This is a genomic window from Niallia sp. RD1, assembly GCF_024219955.1.
GTDB classification, from domain to species: domain Bacteria; phylum Bacillota; class Bacilli; order Bacillales; family Cytobacillaceae; genus Niallia; species Niallia alba.
In genome coordinates, this window is record NZ_CP100420.1 from 1,818,350 (window position 1) to 1,837,118 (window position 18,769).

General features: G+C 37.7%; 18 protein-coding genes, 1 tRNA gene and 2 rRNA genes. 17 read left to right on the plus strand and 4 right to left on the minus strand.

Annotated features, from left to right (window positions below; all coding sequences use genetic code 11):
* Nucleotides 1-189: 189 nt before the first annotated feature.
* The 7 genes from NKG37_RS08685 to tsaD all read left to right on the plus strand — a co-directional run bounded on the left by NKG37_RS08685 (nucleotide 190) and on the right by tsaD (nucleotide 6,409).
* Nucleotides 190-3,125 (plus strand): 23S ribosomal RNA (locus NKG37_RS08685).
* Between the two features lie 215 nt (nucleotides 3,126-3,340).
* Nucleotides 3,341-3,457 (plus strand): 5S ribosomal RNA (rrf, locus tag NKG37_RS08690).
* A 19-nt stretch (nucleotides 3,458-3,476) separates the two neighbouring features.
* A tRNA-Met gene (locus NKG37_RS08695) sits at nucleotides 3,477-3,550 on the plus strand.
* Nucleotides 3,551-3,766: 216 nt separating this feature from the next.
* Nucleotides 3,767-4,219, plus strand: a complete 453-nt coding sequence (gene tsaE, locus NKG37_RS08700) for a tRNA (adenosine(37)-N6)-threonylcarbamoyltransferase complex ATPase subunit type 1 TsaE (protein WP_254416083.1) — start codon at nucleotides 3,767-3,769, stop codon at nucleotides 4,217-4,219.
* On the plus strand, nucleotides 4,219-4,932 hold the full coding sequence (gene tsaB / locus NKG37_RS08705) for a tRNA (adenosine(37)-N6)-threonylcarbamoyltransferase complex dimerization subunit type 1 TsaB (RefSeq protein WP_254416084.1): 714 nt from the start codon (nucleotides 4,219-4,221) through the stop codon (nucleotides 4,930-4,932). The genes tsaE and tsaB overlap by 1 nt, the downstream gene beginning before the upstream one ends.
* Nucleotides 4,932-5,378 (plus strand): ribosomal protein S18-alanine N-acetyltransferase, encoded by a 447-nt coding sequence (gene rimI, locus NKG37_RS08710; RefSeq protein WP_101728796.1) that lies wholly within the window; start codon nucleotides 4,932-4,934, stop codon nucleotides 5,376-5,378. Before tsaB ends, rimI begins: the two co-directional genes overlap by 1 nt.
* Nucleotides 5,375-6,409, plus strand: a complete 1,035-nt coding sequence (gene tsaD / locus NKG37_RS08715) for a tRNA (adenosine(37)-N6)-threonylcarbamoyltransferase complex transferase subunit TsaD (RefSeq protein WP_016204041.1) — start codon at nucleotides 5,375-5,377, stop codon at nucleotides 6,407-6,409. Before rimI ends, tsaD begins: the two co-directional genes overlap by 4 nt.
* A 200-nt stretch (nucleotides 6,410-6,609) precedes the next feature.
* Here tsaD and NKG37_RS08720 read toward each other — a convergent pair whose 3' ends face one another.
* Complete coding sequence (locus NKG37_RS08720; protein ID WP_254416085.1) at nucleotides 6,610-8,538, minus strand: ABC-F family ATP-binding cassette domain-containing protein; 1,929 nt, start codon at nucleotides 8,536-8,538, stop codon at nucleotides 6,610-6,612.
* 139 nt (nucleotides 8,539-8,677) lie between these two features.
* Between NKG37_RS08720 and moaC the strand changes: the two genes are divergently transcribed.
* On the plus strand, nucleotides 8,678-9,169 hold the full coding sequence (gene moaC, locus NKG37_RS08725) for a cyclic pyranopterin monophosphate synthase MoaC (RefSeq protein ID WP_101728798.1): 492 nt from the start codon (nucleotides 8,678-8,680) through the stop codon (nucleotides 9,167-9,169).
* A gap of 33 nt (nucleotides 9,170-9,202) precedes the next feature.
* On the plus strand, nucleotides 9,203-9,877 hold the full coding sequence (locus NKG37_RS08730) for a redox-sensing transcriptional repressor Rex (RefSeq protein ID WP_254416086.1): 675 nt from the start codon (nucleotides 9,203-9,205) through the stop codon (nucleotides 9,875-9,877).
* A gap of 138 nt (nucleotides 9,878-10,015) precedes the next feature.
* Here NKG37_RS08730 and NKG37_RS08735 read toward each other — a convergent pair whose 3' ends face one another.
* The gene (locus NKG37_RS08735; protein ID WP_254416087.1) at nucleotides 10,016-10,234 is read right to left on the minus strand and encodes a YdiK family protein; all 219 of its coding nucleotides are present in this window, start codon (nucleotides 10,232-10,234) and stop codon (nucleotides 10,016-10,018) included.
* A 1-nt stretch (nucleotide 10,235) separates the two neighbouring features.
* On the minus strand, nucleotides 10,236-10,970 hold the full coding sequence (locus NKG37_RS08740; RefSeq protein WP_254416088.1) for a CPBP family intramembrane glutamic endopeptidase: 735 nt from the start codon (nucleotides 10,968-10,970) through the stop codon (nucleotides 10,236-10,238).
* Nucleotides 10,971-11,326: 356 nt separating this feature from the next.
* Between NKG37_RS08740 and groES the strand changes: the two genes are divergently transcribed.
* The 3 genes from groES (at nucleotide 11,327) to NKG37_RS08755 (ending at nucleotide 14,355) form a co-directional block, all read left to right on the plus strand.
* Nucleotides 11,327-11,611, plus strand: coding sequence for a co-chaperone GroES (groES, locus tag NKG37_RS08745; protein WP_016204035.1), 285 nt, complete (start codon nucleotides 11,327-11,329; stop codon nucleotides 11,609-11,611).
* 74 nt (nucleotides 11,612-11,685) lie between these two features.
* Entirely contained in the window at nucleotides 11,686-13,317 is a 1,632-nt protein-coding gene (groL, locus tag NKG37_RS08750; RefSeq protein WP_254416089.1) for a chaperonin GroEL, read from the plus strand.
* Nucleotides 13,318-13,443: 126 nt separating this feature from the next.
* Nucleotides 13,444-14,355, plus strand: a complete 912-nt coding sequence (locus NKG37_RS08755; RefSeq protein WP_254416090.1) for a tyrosine-type recombinase/integrase — start codon at nucleotides 13,444-13,446, stop codon at nucleotides 14,353-14,355.
* 147 nt (nucleotides 14,356-14,502) lie between these two features.
* Here the strand turns inward: NKG37_RS08755 and NKG37_RS08760 are convergent, their stop codons facing one another.
* Nucleotides 14,503-14,850, minus strand: coding sequence for a helix-turn-helix domain-containing protein (locus tag NKG37_RS08760; protein ID WP_254416091.1), 348 nt, complete (start codon nucleotides 14,848-14,850; stop codon nucleotides 14,503-14,505).
* A 162-nt stretch (nucleotides 14,851-15,012) separates the two neighbouring features.
* Between NKG37_RS08760 and NKG37_RS08765 the strand changes: the two genes are divergently transcribed.
* From NKG37_RS08765 to NKG37_RS08785, 5 genes are all read left to right on the plus strand, one after another.
* Nucleotides 15,013-15,576 carry a hypothetical protein gene (locus NKG37_RS08765; protein ID WP_254416092.1) on the plus strand — a complete coding sequence of 188 codons (564 nt, stop codon included), beginning with the start codon at nucleotides 15,013-15,015 and terminating at the stop codon, nucleotides 15,574-15,576.
* Between the two features lie 429 nt (nucleotides 15,577-16,005).
* The gene (locus NKG37_RS08770; protein WP_254416093.1) at nucleotides 16,006-16,464 is read left to right on the plus strand and encodes a hypothetical protein; all 459 of its coding nucleotides are present in this window, start codon (nucleotides 16,006-16,008) and stop codon (nucleotides 16,462-16,464) included.
* Between the two features lie 700 nt (nucleotides 16,465-17,164).
* Nucleotides 17,165-17,539: a hypothetical protein gene (locus tag NKG37_RS08775; protein ID WP_254416094.1), complete on the plus strand. Its 375-nt coding sequence runs from the start codon at nucleotides 17,165-17,167 to the stop codon at nucleotides 17,537-17,539.
* A 3-nt stretch (nucleotides 17,540-17,542) separates the two neighbouring features.
* Nucleotides 17,543-17,737 (plus strand): hypothetical protein, encoded by a 195-nt coding sequence (locus NKG37_RS08780; RefSeq protein ID WP_254416095.1) that lies wholly within the window; start codon nucleotides 17,543-17,545, stop codon nucleotides 17,735-17,737.
* A 54-nt stretch (nucleotides 17,738-17,791) separates the two neighbouring features.
* Nucleotides 17,792-18,487 carry a hypothetical protein gene (locus NKG37_RS08785; protein WP_254416096.1) on the plus strand — a complete coding sequence of 232 codons (696 nt, stop codon included), beginning with the start codon at nucleotides 17,792-17,794 and terminating at the stop codon, nucleotides 18,485-18,487.
* The last annotated feature ends 282 nt before the right edge of the window (nucleotides 18,488-18,769 follow it).

The following is an 18,769-nucleotide window of genomic DNA, read 5'->3' on the forward strand; positions in this document are numbered from 1 at the left end:
CTATGTTAGAGAATTATTTCTTTGAAAAGTAATCGTATTAAACGAATACCTATTCAAAGAATGGAGGGTAAAGAGAAACGAGCAGGTCAAGGAAGCGACGGAGCGAGCACCGTAGCGTACGACAGTACGTGAGGAGCAGAGTGAAGAAGCTGACGAAGAGATGTGAAGTTTATCTTTAGCCGACAACTAAGTTAAGTTAGAAAGGGCGCACGGTGGATGCCTTGGCACTAGGAGCCGATGAAGGACGGGATTAACACCGATATGCTTTGGGGAGCTGTAAGTAAGCTTTGATCCAGAGATTTCCGAATGGGGGAACCCTCTATCCGTAATGGGATAGAATCTTTACCTGAATACATAGGGTACTGAAGGCAGACCCGGGGAACTGAAACATCTAAGTACCCGGAGGAAGAGAAAGCAAACGCGATTCCCTGAGTAGCGGCGAGCGAAACGGGATTAGCCCAAACCAAGAGGCTTGCCTCTTGGGGTTGTAGGACACTCTATATGGAGTTACAAAGGAACGGGGTAGACGAATCGACCTGGAAAGGTCAGTCGTAGAAGGTAAAAACCCTGTAGTCGAAACTTCGTTCCCTCTTGAGTGTATCCTGAGTACGGCGGGACACGAGAAATCCCGTCGGAAGCAGGGAGGACCATCTCCCAAGGCTAAATACTCCCTAGTGACCGATAGTGAACCAGTACCGTGAGGGAAAGGTGAAAAGCACCCCGGAAGGGGAGTGAAATAGATCCTGAAACCGTGTGCCTACAAGTAGTTAGAGCCCTTTTATGGGTGATAGCGTGCCTTTTGTAGAATGAACCGGCGAGTTACGATTACATGCGAGGTTAAGTTGAAGAGACGGAGCCGCAGCGAAAGCGAGTCTGAATAGGGCGAAATAGTATGTGGTTGTAGACCCGAAACCAGGTGATCTACCCATGTCCAGGGTGAAGTCCAGGTAACACTGGATGGAGGCCCGAACCCACGCACGTTGAAAAGTGCGGGGATGAGGTGTGGGTAGCGGAGAAATTCCAATCGAACTTGGAGATAGCTGGTTCTCTCCGAAATAGCTTTAGGGCTAGCCTCAAGATTGAGAGTATTGGAGGTAGAGCACTGTTTGGACTAGGGGCCCCCATCGGGTTACCGAATTCAGACAAACTCCGAATGCCAAATACTTATTCTTGGGAGTCAGACTACGAGTGATAAGATCCGTGGTCAAGAGGGAAACAGCCCAGACCACCAGCTAAGGTCCCAAAGTATACGTTAAGTGGAAAAGGATGTGGAGTTGCTTAGACAACCAGGATGTTGGCTTAGAAGCAGCCACCATTTAAAGAGTGCGTAATAGCTCACTGGTCGAGTGACTCTGCGCCGAAAATGTACCGGGGCTAAACGTATCACCGAAGCTGTGGATTGACATCTAATGATGTCAGTGGTAGGAGAGCGTTCTAAGGGCGTTGAAGCTAGACCGTAAGGACTGGTGGAGCGCTTAGAAGTGAGAATGCCGGTATGAGTAGCGAAAGATGAGTGAGAATCTCATCCACCGAATGCCTAAGGTTTCCTGAGGAAGGCTCGTCCGCTCAGGGTTAGTCGGGACCTAAGCCGAGGTTGAAAAGCGTAGGCGATGGACAACAGGTTGATATTCCTGTACCACCTTTAAATCGTTTGAGCAATGGGGGGACGCAGGAGGATAGGGTAAGCGTGCTGTTGGATTAGCACGTCCAAGCAGTTAGGCCGGTAATGAGGCAAATCCCATTACCATATGGCGGAGCTGTGACGGCGAGGGAAATATAGTACCGAAGTTCCTGATTCCACACTGCCAAGAAAAGCCTCTAGCGAGATTTATGGTGCCCGTACCGCAAACCGACACAGGTAGGCGAGGAGAGAATCCTAAGGTGAGCGAGAGAACTCTCGTTAAGGAACTCGGCAAAATGACCCCGTAACTTCGGGAGAAGGGGTGCTCTTTTGGGTGTTAAAGCCCGAGAGAGCCGCAGTGAATAGGCCCAGGCGACTGTTTAGCAAAAACACAGGTCTCTGCGAAGCCGCAAGGCGAAGTATAGGGGCTGACACCTGCCCGGTGCTGGAAGGTTAAGAGGAGGGGTTAGTCGTAAGACGAAGCTCTGAATTGAAGCCCCAGTAAACGGCGGCCGTAACTATAACGGTCCTAAGGTAGCGAAATTCCTTGTCGGGTAAGTTCCGACCCGCACGAAAGGTGTAACGATCTGGGCACTGTCTCAACGAGAGACTCGGTGAAATTATAGTACCTGTGAAGATGCAGGTTACCCGCGACAGGACGGAAAGACCCCGTGGAGCTTTACTGCAGCCTGATATTGAATTTTGGTACAGCTTGTACAGGATAGGTAGGAGCCTTGGAAGCCGGAGCGCCAGCTTCGGTGGAGGCATTGGTGGGATACTACCCTGGCTGTATTGACATTCTAACCCGCACCCCTGATCGGGGTGGGAGACAGTGTCAGGTGGGCAGTTTGACTGGGGCGGTCGCCTCCTAAAAAGTAACGGAGGCGCCCAAAGGTTCCCTCAGAATGGTTGGAAATCATTCGTAGAGTGTAAAGGCACAAGGGAGCTTGACTGCGAGACCTACAAGTCGAGCAGGGACGAAAGTCGGGCTTAGTGATCCGGTGGTTCCGCATGGAAGGGCCATCGCTCAACGGATAAAAGCTACCCCGGGGATAACAGGCTTATCTCCCCCAAGAGTCCACATCGACGGGGAGGTTTGGCACCTCGATGTCGGCTCATCGCATCCTGGGGCTGTAGTCGGTCCCAAGGGTTGGGCTGTTCGCCCATTAAAGCGGTACGCGAGCTGGGTTCAGAACGTCGTGAGACAGTTCGGTCCCTATCCGTCGTGGGCGTAGGAAATTTGAGAGGAGCTGTCCTTAGTACGAGAGGACCGGGATGGACGCACCGCTGGTGTACCAGTTGTCTTGCCAAAGGCATCGCTGGGTAGCTATGTGCGGAAGGGATAAGTGCTGAAAGCATCTAAGCATGAAGCCCCCCTCAAGATGAGATTTCCCATAGCGCAAGCTAGTAAGATCCCTGAAAGATGATCAGGTTGATAGGTCAGAGGTGGAAGCATGGCGACATGTGGAGCTGACTGATACTAATAGATCGAGGACTTAACTAAAATGAAAAGCAGAAACGCCTGTTTATCGACGTAGAAACTGGAGGAGCATCGACTGAGATAAAGGAAACACGATGAACGTAAGTGATTCGATGTTGACTTATCGTAGGGAGATGATCGGAAGTTTGATAGGCGTTGGAGCTGGACAAAATGATTACTCATTTCTTTCTTTTTACTTCATAATCTAGTTTTGAGGGAATAACCTCAAAATAAAATAGTCTGGTGGCGATAGCGAGAAGGTCACACCCGTTCCCATACCGAACACGGAAGTTAAGCTTCTCAGCGCCGATGGTAGTTGGGGGTTCTCCCCCTGTGAGAGTAGGACGTCGCCAGGCTTTTATTATTTAATATCGTCGCGGGGTGGAGCAGTCTGGTAGCTCGTCGGGCTCATAACCCGAAGGTCGCAGGTTCAAATCCTGTCCCCGCAATCAAACAATGAAAAAATCCTTAGGAATAAACCTAAGGATTTTTTGTTCGTCTAGAAATTTTTAAAATGGAGACACTGTGGATAACTAGTTAAACAAATGAAATTTGGAAGTTGAGCATGTTTCCACGAAAAAACAAGGAGACTTACTTTAGACTCATTAAGTTATTGAGTATAATAAAGGATAATACCATTATTAAATTTGTATTAGGAGTAATTTATGAATAACTTTGAATGGAAGGCAGATAATGCGGAAGAAACAATTGGTTTTGCTGAGCGAATTGCATCACTCTTAGAAGCCGGAGATGTCATCACTTTAGAAGGTGACCTTGGAGCAGGCAAAACAACTTTTACAAAGGGAATAGCAAGAGGGTTAGGAATAACTAAAACAGTTAATAGTCCTACCTTTACAATTATTAAAGAATATCAAGGGAAAATGCCTTTATATCATATGGATGTTTACCGATTAAAGGATAGCGATGAGGATTTAGGATTTGATGAGTACTTTGAAGGGGATGGAGTTACTGTTGTTGAGTGGGCTCATTTAATTGAGGATCAACTGCCACTGGAATACCTGCAAATTCAATTGTTTTATGATAACACATCGGGTAGAAAAATTGTGCTATCCCCAAAGGGCTCTCGCTATATGCAATTATGTAAGGAGTTATTTTAATGAAGATATTAGCAATAGATACATCGAATTTTGTTTTAGGAATTGCTTTATATGAAAATGGGAAGGTAATTGGGGAGTATATTACAAACTTGAAAAAGAACCATTCGATTAGAGCGATGCCTGCAATTGAACAGTTAATGAAGGATTGTGATATAAAACCAAAGGATCTTTCCAAGATTGTGGTAGCAAAAGGGCCTGGATCTTATACAGGTGTTCGGATTGGAGTAACCATTGCTAAAACACTTGCGTGGACTTTAAACATCCCATTAGTTGGTGTCTCTAGTCTAGAAGTACTTGCTGCATCGGTGGGAAGATATTTTGATGGGTATGTTTCTCCCCTATTTGATGCAAGAAGAGGACAGATTTATACGGGGCTATATCAATTTACCAGCAATGATATGGAAGTCGTGAAAAATGACCAATTGATTCTGTCTACTGATTGGGTAGAACAGCTTGCGTCATTAAAACGGCGAATATTGTTTGTAGGGAATGATTTGCCTATACACCAAGATATTTTCACAGAGGGATTAGGGAAGTTTGCTCATATAACAGATGCAGTGGATTTTAATCCTAGACCGTCTATTCTCGCAATGTTAGGTGAAGCGAGACCGGAAGAAGCGATACATACATTTACACCTAATTATATTCGATTAGCAGAGGCAGAGGCAAATTGGCTTAAGGCAAATAAAGAGAAAAAGGAAGACAGGGGATAATGTCAGCATTCGAATTTCGCTATATGACAGTCGCAGATATCGATAATGTTTTTAAAATCGAAACAATCTCTTTTCCTACTCCCTGGAGTAAAGAAGCTTTCTATAATGAGCTAACACAAAATCGATTCGCGAAGTATATTGTGATCCAATATGAAGAAGAGTTGGTCGGGTACTGTGGAGTATGGATTGTGGTAGATGAAGCACATATTACTAATATCGCGATTTTACCAGAGTACAGAGGGAGAAAGCTTGGTGAAACATTACTTACTAAAGTAATGGAAGAGGCAAGGAAAATGGGAGCTACTTCTATGACATTAGAAGTCCGTGTAACGAACGTCGTGGCACAGAATTTATATAGAAAACTGGGATTTCAAAATGGGGCAATCAGAAAGAAGTATTATACAGATAATCAAGAAGATGCTTTAGTAATGTGGGTGAAATTATGAAGAATAATAATGTGATTATAATGGGTATGGAAACAAGTTGTGATGAAACAGCAGTTTCTATTGTAAAAAATGGAACCGAAATTCTTTCCAATATCGTTGCTTCTCAAATTGAAAGCCATAAACGATTTGGCGGAGTTGTTCCAGAAATTGCTTCAAGACATCATGTGGAGCAAATTACGCTTGTAATAGAAGAGGCACTTTCCCAGGCCGGTATAACGTATGAAGAAATTGATGCTATTGCGGTAACAGAAGGACCCGGTTTAGTAGGGGCTCTTTTAATAGGAGTAAATGCAGCGAAAGCAATTAGTTTTGCACATGATATCCCCCTTGTCGGTGTACATCATATTGCTGGCCATATATATGCAAATCGACTTGTGGATAACTTAGAATTTCCTTTATTGGCACTTGTGGTTTCTGGAGGCCATACAGAATTAGTGTTAATGAAAGAGCATGGTCATTTTGAGGTTATCGGAGAAACAAGAGATGATGCGGCTGGAGAAGCATACGATAAAGTTGCAAGAACGCTTAATCTTCCTTATCCAGGTGGACCTCATATTGATCGATTAGCAGGAGAAGGAAATCCGAAAGCGGTGAAGCTACCAAGAGCATGGATAGAAGGTACATATGATTTTAGCTTCAGTGGATTAAAATCAGCAGTTATCAACACTGTGCATAACGCAGAGCAACGAGGAGAAGTTATTAGACCAGAAGACTTGGCCGCTAGTTTTCAAGAAAGTGTAGTGGATGTATTAGTATCAAAGACTGTGGAAGCAGCAGAAGAATATCAGGTGAAACAAGTTGTATTAGCTGGTGGAGTTGCGGCTAACAAAGGTCTTCGAACAGCGCTTGTGGATAAATTTAAGGAAATGGATTCTGTGAAACTAACTATCCCTCCATTATCTTTATGCACAGATAACGCCGCAATGATTGCTGCAGCGGGAACTATTTTTTATGAAAAGGGGCAACGAGCTGAATTGGATTTGAACGGAAATCCAGGATTAGATATAACTATCCACAATGAAAAAGAATAAGACTTTTTACTTATATGCATAGAAAAGAGTAATTGTGAATAAATATGATGTTATATACACGAACTGTGGATAATGTGAGTAATTTATTATGTTTTTGTGGATAATGTGTATAAACATGTGGAAATCTTATATAATAACTTCTTAATATGTGGATAATAATGTGGAAAAAAAGTACTGGGTAAGTAAATACCCAGTACTTTTTACTTATCTGACAATTCGGTCCATTCATCCATTAAACGCTCCATTTGATCTTTTAGCTGTTCAAGGTTTTTATTTAGCTCTAAAACTTTTTCGTGGTCCTGAAAGACTTCAGGTTCGCAAAGAAGGGCTTCATGTTCCGATACTTTCGATTCTAATTCTTCAATGGTTGTTTCAATTTCTTCGATTCTTCTTACTCTTTGTCTTTCTAATTTTTTTGCTTCTTTGCTCATTTGGTAAGAAGTTTTTTCTTCCGTTCCTGTATCTTGTTCTAGTTGAATAGCAGCTGTCGCTTCTAATGCTTGAATTTCTGCTTGTTCTAGCTTCTTTTCCACATAATAATCATAGTCACCTAAGAATTCTGTGGATCCTTCCGCAGCTAATTCAATTACCTTTGTTGCTATCCTGTTAATAAAATAACGGTCATGGGAAACAAATAAGATGGTGCCAGGATAATCAATTAAGGCATTTTCGAGCACTTCCTTACTGTCTAAGTCTAAATGGTTTGTTGGCTCGTCCAAGATTAATACATTAGGTTTTTCCATCATTAGCTTCGATAATGCTAATCTTGCTTTTTCTCCACCACTTAAAGAATTCACTGTTTTTAAAACATCGTCTCCTGAAAATAAGAAATTACCGAGTACAGTCCGAATTTCTTTTTCAGGTGTCAGTGGGAAGTCATCCCATAATTCATTCAGTACTCGTTTATTTGACGTTAATTCTGCTTGTTCTTGATCATAGTAGCCGATCATGACGTTTGATCCCAGTGTAATCGATCCGGCATGCTTTGGCAGCTTTTCAATAATTGTTTTTAATAATGTAGATTTACCAACACCGTTTGGACCGACAAGTGCGACACTATCGCCTCTACTTATATGAAAGTTGATATGTTCTGATACGATATTATCTTTATAGCCAATGGAAAGATCATTAATTTTCAAAACATCATTTCCCGTTTGCTTGGTAATTTCAAAACCAAAGGACGCCGATTTTTCATTTCCATCTGGGCGATCCATTCGTTCCATTTTATCTAATGTTTTTCTGCGGCTTTGTGCTCTTTTAGTAGTAGATGCGCGTGCTAAGTTTTTCTGGATAAATGTTTCCAGTTTTGCGATTTCATCTTGTTGTTTTTCGTAAAGTTTCATTTCTCGCTCATAATTTGCCGCTTTTTGCTCAAGATAACCGCTATAGTTACCAATAAATTTTTGAATATAGTGTCTAGATATTTCGTAAACTTGAGTTACCACTTTATCAAGGAAATAACGGTCATGGGAAACAATTAGTACAGCACCCTTGTAGCCTTGCAAGTATTGCTCTAACCAAGATAGTGTTTCAATATCAAGATGGTTTGTCGGCTCGTCCAGGATCAGAATATCTGGTGTGGTCAGGAGCAGTTTGGCTAATGCTAATCTTGTTTTCTGCCCACCACTTAATGTAGAGATTTTTGTACTATAATCGAATGTATTAAAGTTTAGTCCGTGTAAAACGGAACGAATATCTGCTTCGTATTGATAGCCGCCGTTTTCTTTAAATTCGAATTGCAGATGATCATACTCTTTTAAAATTTTCTCAAAAGCATCTAGGTTTTCGATTGTGCTAGGGTCAGACATTTGTTGTTCTAGTTTTCTTATATGCTTCTCTTTTAATTGAAGTTCATGGAAAACAGTTAACATCTCATCCCAAATAGAAAGACTTGATTCGAGGCCAGTATTTTGGGCAAGATAGCCTATTTCGACATTTTTCGGCTTTATGATTTCACCGGAGTCATAAGATAGCTGTCCAGCAATTATTTTTAATAAAGTAGATTTCCCAGCACCATTTCTTCCCACTAGAGCGATCCGGTCTCTTGTTTGTACTTCTAATTTTATATTTGATAAGATAAGTTCAGCTCCAAAGTGCTTGGTCAGCTGATTTACTTGTAATAGTATCATTTCTTCACCTCAGGGGATTATGTATCTTAAGTGTAACCTAAAAATACGTTATACTGCAATAAAGGGGAAACGGGAAAAAAGTGATAATAAATACACATTCTCCTTAAAATAGTGTATCATTTTGCTTAGAGGTGTTATTATGGGGGAGTTTACACATTTTAATCAAGAAGGCCATGCGAAAATGGTTGATATTTCAGAAAAAAGTGAAACCGCTCGCATAGCTGTAGCGCTATCTAGTGTTAAAGTAAGTGAAGAAATCTATCAAAAAATCACGAAGCAGGAAATAAAAAAAGGGGATGTTTTAGCTGTTGCCCAAGTAGCTGGAATTATGGCTGCCAAAAAAACGGCTGATATCATACCTATGTGTCACCCTATTATGTTGAAGGGTGTCGATATATCGTTTCGATGGGAAGAGGATGCAGGGGATTTTCACTTGATTATTTCAACGACGGTAAAGACAGTTGGAAGTACTGGTGTAGAAATGGAAGCTTTGACCGCTGCATCTGTTACAGCATTAACAATTTATGATATGTGTAAAAGCATGGATAAAGGAATGGTAATTGGCCCCACTTATTTAGTCGAGAAATCGGGTGGAAAAAGCGGCGATTACAAAAGAGAGCAGTCGAAATAACTGCTAATTTTTAAATATAGGTAGGGGATAAGTATGCATAATGAGGTAATGAAAATACCGCAGGCAACAGCGAAGCGGTTACCATTATACTATCGTTTTTTAAAAAACTTACATTCATCAGGCAAGCAGAGAGTCTCTTCAGCTGAATTAAGTGAAGCGGTGAAAGTAGATTCTGCTACCATAAGACGGGATTTCTCTTATTTTGGCGCCCTTGGAAAAAAAGGGTATGGATATAATGTAAACTATTTATTATCATTTTTCCGTAAAACATTAGACCAAGATGAACTAACTAAGGTAGCTTTAATTGGTGTTGGTAATCTTGGAGTTGCCTTTTTAAAATATAACTTCTTAAAAAATAATAACACAAAAATAGAAGTAGGATTCGACGTTGAAGAAGAAAAGATTGGCACTTTAGTAAACGATGTGCCTATTTATCATATGGATGACTTAGAAAAGGTTCTCCAAGAAAATGATGTGGAAGTAGCGATACTAACAGTTCCTGCAAGTACAGCTCAGGTAATTACGGATCGTTTAGTAGAAAGTAATATTAAAGGGATATTGAATTTTACTCCAGCGCGGTTAAATGTGCCTGCAAATGTACGGGTTCATCATATTGATTTGGCTGTGGAATTACAATCACTTGTGTATTTCTTAAAGCACTATCCTACTCCAGATGTAGAAGTAGAGGTTGAGGAAACGGAAGAATAAAAAGGAAATGCGTGTATAAGGGTGTAGGGCTAACTACATTCTTATACACGCATTTTTTTGAGATTTGCTGATTTTTGCTCTGGCCAGTTGCTTGCTCTTTAAAACTCCAACTACATATTAAAAGCTTTTAAATAGCTATTACTTCGGTTTTTTTGCATCATTTTGGTTTTTTTTCAGGAAGAAGTGGAAGTTGATTAACTTTATTCCTGATCCGATGTCAAAGGTTGCCAGAATGACTAATAAATACGTATAGAATCCCCAGTCTTGGTTTCTTTGTAGATCGTGAATAGCAAAATACGTAAACAGAGCTCCCAAAATAATATATAGAACTCCTGAAAATAACGGTGATCTTCTCATTTTATAAAAATCCTCCAATAAATTGTGTTACGCCCGAGTACTTTTCCTGCCATTCGATAATTCTGTCATAGTTTAATTGCAGAATAACTACCAGTGTATTCATTGCGACATGGGCGAAGATTGGCACAAGGATTCTTTTGGTCTTTACGTAAAGAAAAGCAAATGTAAAACCCATGCTTGCATATAGGAGAATATGGACAAAATCCATATGAGCAACTGCAAAGATAAGGGAGCTTACAAGTGCAGAGATAAAAAATCCGAACCGTTGATAAAGAGAGCCGAAAATAATTTTACGGAAAACAATTTCTTCTAAAATCGGACCAATGATACTCACAACCAGAATAACAAAAGGCGCGGAATCGATAATACGCATGATTTGTTCTGTATTTTCTGAACCAGGTTTAATGCCTAATAATTGCTCAACTATTCCGGCAAAGCTCTGGGCAAATAAAGAAAGAAAAACTCCGCCGATAGCCCATCCAATAGATGCAGGCAAGCTCATTACATCCGAACGCATTGGATTTCGCACTTCTTTTCTTAATAAAAGAAGGCAGATGATTAAAGTAAGGATAAAACTAAATATTAGCCAAATAACGCCAGCTTGAAATTGTATCGCTTTAGAAGCTGGATTGTAGCCCAGTAAATCAGCGATAAAAAGAACAACTGGAACTCCGACAAATGTAGAAAGCTGCATAGCGATATAAGTTATTAAGATAATCCAATATTCTTTTTTCAAAATAAAAGCTCCTTTAAATAATAATGGTTTAATAAAATGGTGATGAAAGAATATATATAAGTCGTTCGTACTTATTATATTGGAGAATAGAAACAATCATACTTTCTATTCTACTAATAAGCAGTGCTCAGTTTCAAATAGTAACAACTAAAATAATAGAAAGAGTGAATATTTAAGGCTTTAACGTATATACTTTGTAAGGGAGCTTGAGTCTAGAAAAAAAATTTACGAAAAAATAAGTCTTGTCTCTTGCATTATGAGAAAAGATTAATTAATATAATAATTGTGTTAGCACTCATAGCGATTGAGTGCTAACAAGAAAATATAATGTATATAATTTGAGGAGGTTGTTTCACTTGTTAAAGCCATTAGGAGATCGTATTATTATTGAGCTTGTTGAAACAGAAGAAAAAACTGCAAGTGGTATCGTATTACCAGACTCTGCTAAAGAAAAGCCTCAAGAAGGTAAAGTAGTAGCTGTAGGAACTGGTCGCGTATTAGATAACGGAGAGCGTGTTGCGCTTGAAGTATCTGTTGATGACCGCATTATCTTCTCAAAATACTCTGGTACTGAAGTGAAATACGAAGGTAAAGAGTACTTGATTCTTCGCGAAAGCGACATCTTAGCTATCGTTGGCTAATTCTATTTTAAACATAAGAGATTAACTGATTATAAAAAATACATGATAAACAATACTTGAGGAGGTTTTTCAAAATGGCTAAAGATATTAAATTTAGTGAAGAAGCTCGCCGTGCTATGCTGCGTGGGGTTGATGCTCTAGCAGATGCTGTTAAAGTAACACTTGGACCAAAAGGACGTAACGTGGTTCTTGAGAAGAAATTTGGTTCACCACTTATCACAAACGATGGTGTAACAATTGCTAAAGAAATCGAATTAGAAGATGCATTCGAAAACATGGGTGCAAAACTAGTTGCTGAAGTAGCAAGCAAAACAAATGATGTTGCTGGAGACGGGACAACTACTGCAACAGTTCTAGCACAAGCAATGATTCGCGAAGGTCTTAAAAACGTTACAGCTGGAGCTAACCCAATGGGTATCCGCAAAGGGATGGACAAAGCAATTGCAACTGCAATTGAAGAACTAAAAGCTATCTCTAAACCAATCGAAGGCAAAGCTTCTATTGCCCAAGTTGCTGCAATTTCTTCAGCTGATGAAGAAGTAGGACAATTAATTGCTGAAGCAATGGAACGCGTTGGTAACGACGGTGTTATCACAATCGAAGAATCAAAAGGTTTCACTACTGAGCTAGACGTAGTAGAAGGTATGCAGTTCGACCGTGGATATGTATCACCTTACATGGTAACTGACTCAGATAAAATGGAAGCTGTTCTTGAAAATCCATATATCTTAATTACAGATAAAAAGATTACAAACATTCAAGAAATTTTACCAGTGTTAGAGCAAGTTGTTCAACAAGGTAAACCATTATTAATCGTTGCAGAAGACGTTGAAGGCGAAGCAAATGCTACATTAGTATTAAACAAACTTCGCGGTACTTTCACTGCAGTAGCTGTTAAAGCTCCTGGATTCGGTGATCGTCGTAAAGCAATGTTAGAAGATATCGCTGTTTTAACTGGCGGTCAAGTAATCACAGAAGATCTTGGCTTAGAGCTTAAAACAACATCTATTGAATCTTTAGGACGCGCTGCAAAAGTAGTAATCACAAAAGAAACTACTACAATTGTAGAAGGTGCAGGTTCATCTGATGATATCCAAGCACGCGTTAACCAAATCCGTGTTCAATTAGAAGAAACAACTTCTGAATTTGACCGTGAAAAATTACAAGAACGTCTTGCAAAACTTTCTGGCGGTGTAGCAGTAGTGAAAGTTGGAGCTGCAACAGAAACAGAATTAAAAGAACGCAAACTACGTATCGAAGATGCTCTAAACTCTACACGCGCTGCTGTGGAAGAAGGTATCGTAGCAGGTGGTGGTACAGCACTTCTAAACGTATACAATAAAGTAGCTGCTATTGAAGCAGAAGGCGACGAAGCAACTGGTATAAACATCGTTCTACGCGCGATCGAAGAACCAGTTCGTCAAATCGCATTCAACGCAGGTCTAGAAGGATCCGTAATCGTTGAGAAATTGAAAAACGAACCAGTGGGAACAGGATTCAACGCTGCTAACGGCGAATGGGTAAACATGATCGAAGCTGGTATCGTTGATCCAACTAAAGTTACTCGTTCTGCCTTACAAAACGCAGGTTCAGTTGCTGCTATGTTCTTAACAACTGAGGCTGTAGTTGCTGACAAGCCAGAACCAGCAGGTGCACCAGCAATGCCTGATATGGGCGGTATGGGTGGAATGGGCGGCATGATGTAAGGCTTTTGAGCCAAATATCTGAAAAATAGTTAAGGCTATTTTTCGCCCGAACTGAGAACTGGTCACGAAAATTACTTTTTTCTAAAGAATAGACTACTTCCTAAAAACAAGGAGGTAGTCTTTTTTATGTTGTTGAAATTTGCTTTTCAAGATTTTTTAGATGACAGACGTTTTAAAAATACAACAGAAACAAACATTAGGAATTACAAAACACTGCTTGGTGAATTTGTGAACTATTGTATCGAGAATGAGGTTGTAAACATCGAAGACATAACCTACACCCATGTACGGCAATATCTATTAGAATGTCAAGAAAGGGGGAATAAGGCTGGGACAATTAATACCAAACTTTTAAGAATACGAGCATTTCTAAATTACATGGTTGAATGTGAAGTCATCATAAACAATCCTGCTAAGAAAGTTAAAAAGCAAAAGGAAGATATCAAGATTGATGTATTTAGTGATGACCAAATACGTCAAATGTTGAACTTTTACAGAAGGATTAAACAGCGAGAAAAAAGTTATGTTGCATATCGGGACTATATGATGATAGTTACTTTACTTGGAACAGGAATAAGGAGAGGAGAAATCATCAATCTACAATGGTCAGATATTGATTTCATCAACCAAACTATTTCAGTTTTTGGTAAAAGTAGAAGGAAAGAAACAATCCCAATTACGGACAAGCTGTCAAAGGAGTTATCGGGGTATCAGACCTTTTGTAAACAACATTGGGGCAATTTAAACGAATATGTATTTGTCAAAAGAAATAACACTCAGATGACTGAAAATGCATTGATGCTAGTGTTTAAATATCTAGGTCGAAAAATGAATTTTAAAGATATTCGTGTTTCTGCCCATACATTTCGTCATACATTTTGTCATAGGCTAGCCATGTCTGGTATGAGTGCTTTCGCAATTCAAAAGTTAATGAGGCATCAAAATATAACAGTTACGATGAGATATGTTGCTATGTGGGGAAATGAATTGAGAGAGCAAAATAATAAATATAATCCATTAAATACTTTAGATGTATAAAAAACAAAGGATTTAAAAGAAGGTTTTGATAAACAAAGTATTTCAGCAAATTTTATCGAAAATCCACGTATGAGCAGAGGGAAAAGGTAGTTTCAATTTATTAGGAGGATTAAGGGAGTGAAATTATGTACTCCCTCTGTTTTCATTTTATTTTTCATAAAATGTATCGAATATTTCTTCTATAATATTATTAATCATATTAATTTCTTTTGGCTCTTTATCAATCAAGTTAGTTAAAACTTCACGTATACTTTTTTCTTTTTCAGATACTTCTTTATTAATTGATACATAACTAAACAATTTATATAGGTCAACATCTAAGCAATCAGCAATTTTGGCAATATTAGTTAATGAGAGGTTTCTTTCACCACGTTCAACTCCACCAATGTATGAAAAATGAAATCCTGCACGTTCACCAAGCTCTTCTTGAGAAATTCCTTTTTCTTTTCTATAATCACGTATTTTTGCTCCAACAAGTTTTAATATATCGGACATTTTCCCCACCTCTTTCTTTAAAGTGTAGGTAATGGGAAATTAATAAAGAATAGGTACTTTAGTATTAAAAATCAATATTGATACTAATATGTATTAATTGTAGTATAATGTAAGTGGGAATTTTTATAATATTCTTTAGAAAAAATTATAAGGGAGTATGAAATGAAAAAAATATTATTATTATCAATTTTGGTCTTGTTACTGGGGGCATGCTCCACAGTTACCGAGGGGGGAAAGAAAGAGAACGAGAAAGAGTATACATTTAGCAATACGTATTGGGGTATGGATAAAGAAGAAGTTATAAAAACAGTCGAAGGCTTAGATTTAATAGAAGAAGAGGATAGCTTAAATAATAAGCTTGTAGATTTAAATGACAGTGATTATTTATTTTATAAAGGTTTGTATATTTATGATACAGATGTAGAAGAGAAATTTGAGAATGTTATTGTATATTTCAATTTTAAGAAAGATAAATTAGTTTCAGCTGGGTATAAATTTGATAGTAACTACAACTTTTTACTATTTCCTGATAGTGTACCTGATTTATTAGAAGGGATAGAAAAAAATTTAGTAGCAGAATATGGGGAAGATTATAAATTAGATGATTCTTTTTCAGACTGGGGTGTAACGTCTTTAATATGGGAAACAGACAAAACAAAAATAAAGCTGGAATCAAATACTGCTAAACAGTCAGTTACTATTAGTTATAGTAATAATAGTAAATAATTAATTACTAGAATATATAATATTTTTATAATAATTGATTTCAATTTTTCGAGGTTTTGTATCAGCAGGTGCCTAGATCAATTTTCGTTCGGATTATGTGTTTTTATTTGAATTACCCCCTACCCCTAGTTTGAAACGTTATTTCTCCTAATATTTGATTTTGTTCTTCCTCATAATTGGATATTGGCAATTACATAAATGTGTAAGTAAATATGGCTTTATCTTCAGGAATTGATTTTATAGACAATATGAACAGCATTTTAATAGGATTCTCAACTATGTTCCTAATGGTATTTCCTCCTGCATTCCTAAGAAAATTTATAAGCGGGAGTTCAAACCTTATAAAGCCATTTGTCAACATAGGCAAGGTATAACTGGAAACTCAAACAAACTAGCAAATCTATTAAAAAAAGGAAGGAGATGGTTTCAATGAAGAAAGAAAAGAAAATTATTATTTGCTCGATTGTTGGTGCATGCGTATTATTTGGAGGTTATTTTGTCTATGATATTACCTCTAGACTAAGCGAAGATGAGTACGAAGAAGAAATTGAAGGTTCGTTTAACGACATTTCAGCTATTATGCTTGACTTTAGCGACATTGTAGATATAGGCTCTGACCCATATATAAGAGAAACTGACGAATTTAAAGATGAGGTTACTCGTATTTCAGATAGGCTAGATAGAGAAATTGGCGATGTTAGAGATATAAAACCCCCTTATAGTAAAAAAGATGAGCACAGAGACTTATTAAAAGCAATGGACTACTATGAAGTTGTTGCAGAAAAAATGCCGAAAACGCTTACGAATTTAGAAGATGAAGACATGGACTCTGTTTTAGATAACATGGATAAAGCAAATACTATTATGGAAAGAAGTGATTTGTGGTGATTAGTTTCACTATTCCATGAGGTATTAAAGTAAGAGAAACAGTAGCCTATGGATTAAACGGAAAACAATTAATTTATCTAACTTTTGGTGTAGGAGGAGTTGTCAGTATAACGGCTTTACCATTGCTAATAGATTTTAGTTTTGGAATATAACTGTTTGTACTTCCTTTATATTCCGCCCACCAAAGGAAATATGGGTATTATATTCATAGTCACAACATATTAGTCCTTTCGACTAAATACATCCGAACATAATCAAAAATCAAATTGTATAACTGTACATGCCCTCTAGGCTAATTCTAGGGGGTTTTTCTTGTCTGTTATTGAAAGTTAATAGGAATATGGTAACGAACGTACTTCCTTTAGGTGGGTTTATACGTGGCTAACATAGTGTGTCGTATAGATGCATTCTCATAATCACTGTTATAGGAATTAAAATAAAGTTGCAAATTTTTTAACACAAAATCTTAAATCTATAACATAGATGGTGCTACTGCATGACAATGGCATATTTTGAACCTGTTCTAGAAGTTTATATAAAGGAATATGAAAAACTTCCTCTTTTCATACTTCACTTCTAACTTCTTTGTTCTCAAAAGTACAGTAATCTACTTTTATTTGAAAGGAAATGGAAGGGGAAAAACTTCACAACCTCCCCCTTCCAAACGTGTGTTGAATATATTTAAAAAGGAGGATAAACCATGACTTTAATCAATAGTAAGCAAGAAATAAAGCCATTAAAAAAGCATGATGAGTTTGGAATAGAGGTCTTAATAGGAAAAGAGAAATTAGCACTAAATAGTAATCAAAAAGGATTATACATTGATTTGTGTTCATTTTCATTGGCAATTGGCATTCCAATATCCAAGTTATTAGATGTAATTAGTTATAGCCCTATTACAAATGAGTATCTTGCTTTTTATCGAATGGAGCAAAAGATTGTTAAGTTAATAGACATCAAAGGGGTGGAAATGTTAATTAGAAATTTGATGGCTTCTGGTCATGATTTGGAAGTGTTAAAGACTATTAGGAGTCAAATAAACAAAACGATTGAACAACTGGAAAAGGAGAGATGAGAAGTGGAGAAGACCAAACATGCATCTGTATATCTAGAAGAGAGTCAAATTCGATATTTAAAATTACAAGCAATGTTAAACAATTTTAATGTAAGTGAATATCTTCGTTGCCTAATTGACGAAGACATGGAAACGAATAATGACATATGCAAAGAGTACGAAAAAGTTCTTTATACCGACAATTTCAAAACCCTTTAACACAAAGGGTTTTGTTTATATAGATTGATTGTAAAAACAAAGGAGTGTTAGAAAATGATTGAACAAGTTGAAGAAGTAAATTCAATTCACGAAAGATATGCACCAAAAGTACACAATGAACTAGTTCCTTTTATGAAGTTTAAAAGGAGTGATAATCCATACACTTATTACACTATAACAGGTATCAAATGGATTCTCGACAATCCTAATTTTAGTAACAGTGAGAAAGTATCGATAGCGTATTTAGCTACCTTCCAAAGTTATAACGGAAAGCTAGTATCAAATAACCGTATTGCATTGGATAAGAAGATGATTCAACAATACATAGGTATTAAACATATCAGTACATTCAATACATTTTATAAAAACTTATTCTCACAAGGTATTATTGCTGAAGGATACCAAGGATTGTATTTCAACAATGATATAGCATTAAAGCGAGGGAAATATGGTATAGGTAAGCATGATGATGATGTTAAATTAGCTAAGATTTTTAATAAGCCACTTGAGTATCTGTATAAAAACAATGCACCAAAAACCTTATATCCAATACTAGCATTAGCACCTTATATTGTACCTGTAGAGACAAGGGTAGATTTATCATTAGCTGAAATTACTTTCCTATGTGGATATTCAAACACTAGAAGTTGTGGTAGGCAATTGAAGTTAATGGAATTGGAGAATGGAGAGAGAGTTTTTATTAAGAAGGATAATGAAATCTTAATAAATCCTAATCTAGTTAAATCTTAGATGTTTAATAAATGTTTGACGTTTTTTTGACAAAAGAAAAAGTCGATTCACTCATACAGCCCCATGGGATACAGTGATTTAATTCTAATTTGTACCTTTGTATATAACTACTTAATACATAAAATAATCTTAACATCCATTAGCAAGGGATATATAATCCAATTTTGCAAAGTGTAAAAGGAATAAAATTATATATATGTTTGATAATGCAATATCCTTAAAATTAATATGTTCCGCTAAAGCGGTACAATCTTCTAACCTCAACCATAAGCAAGATAACAG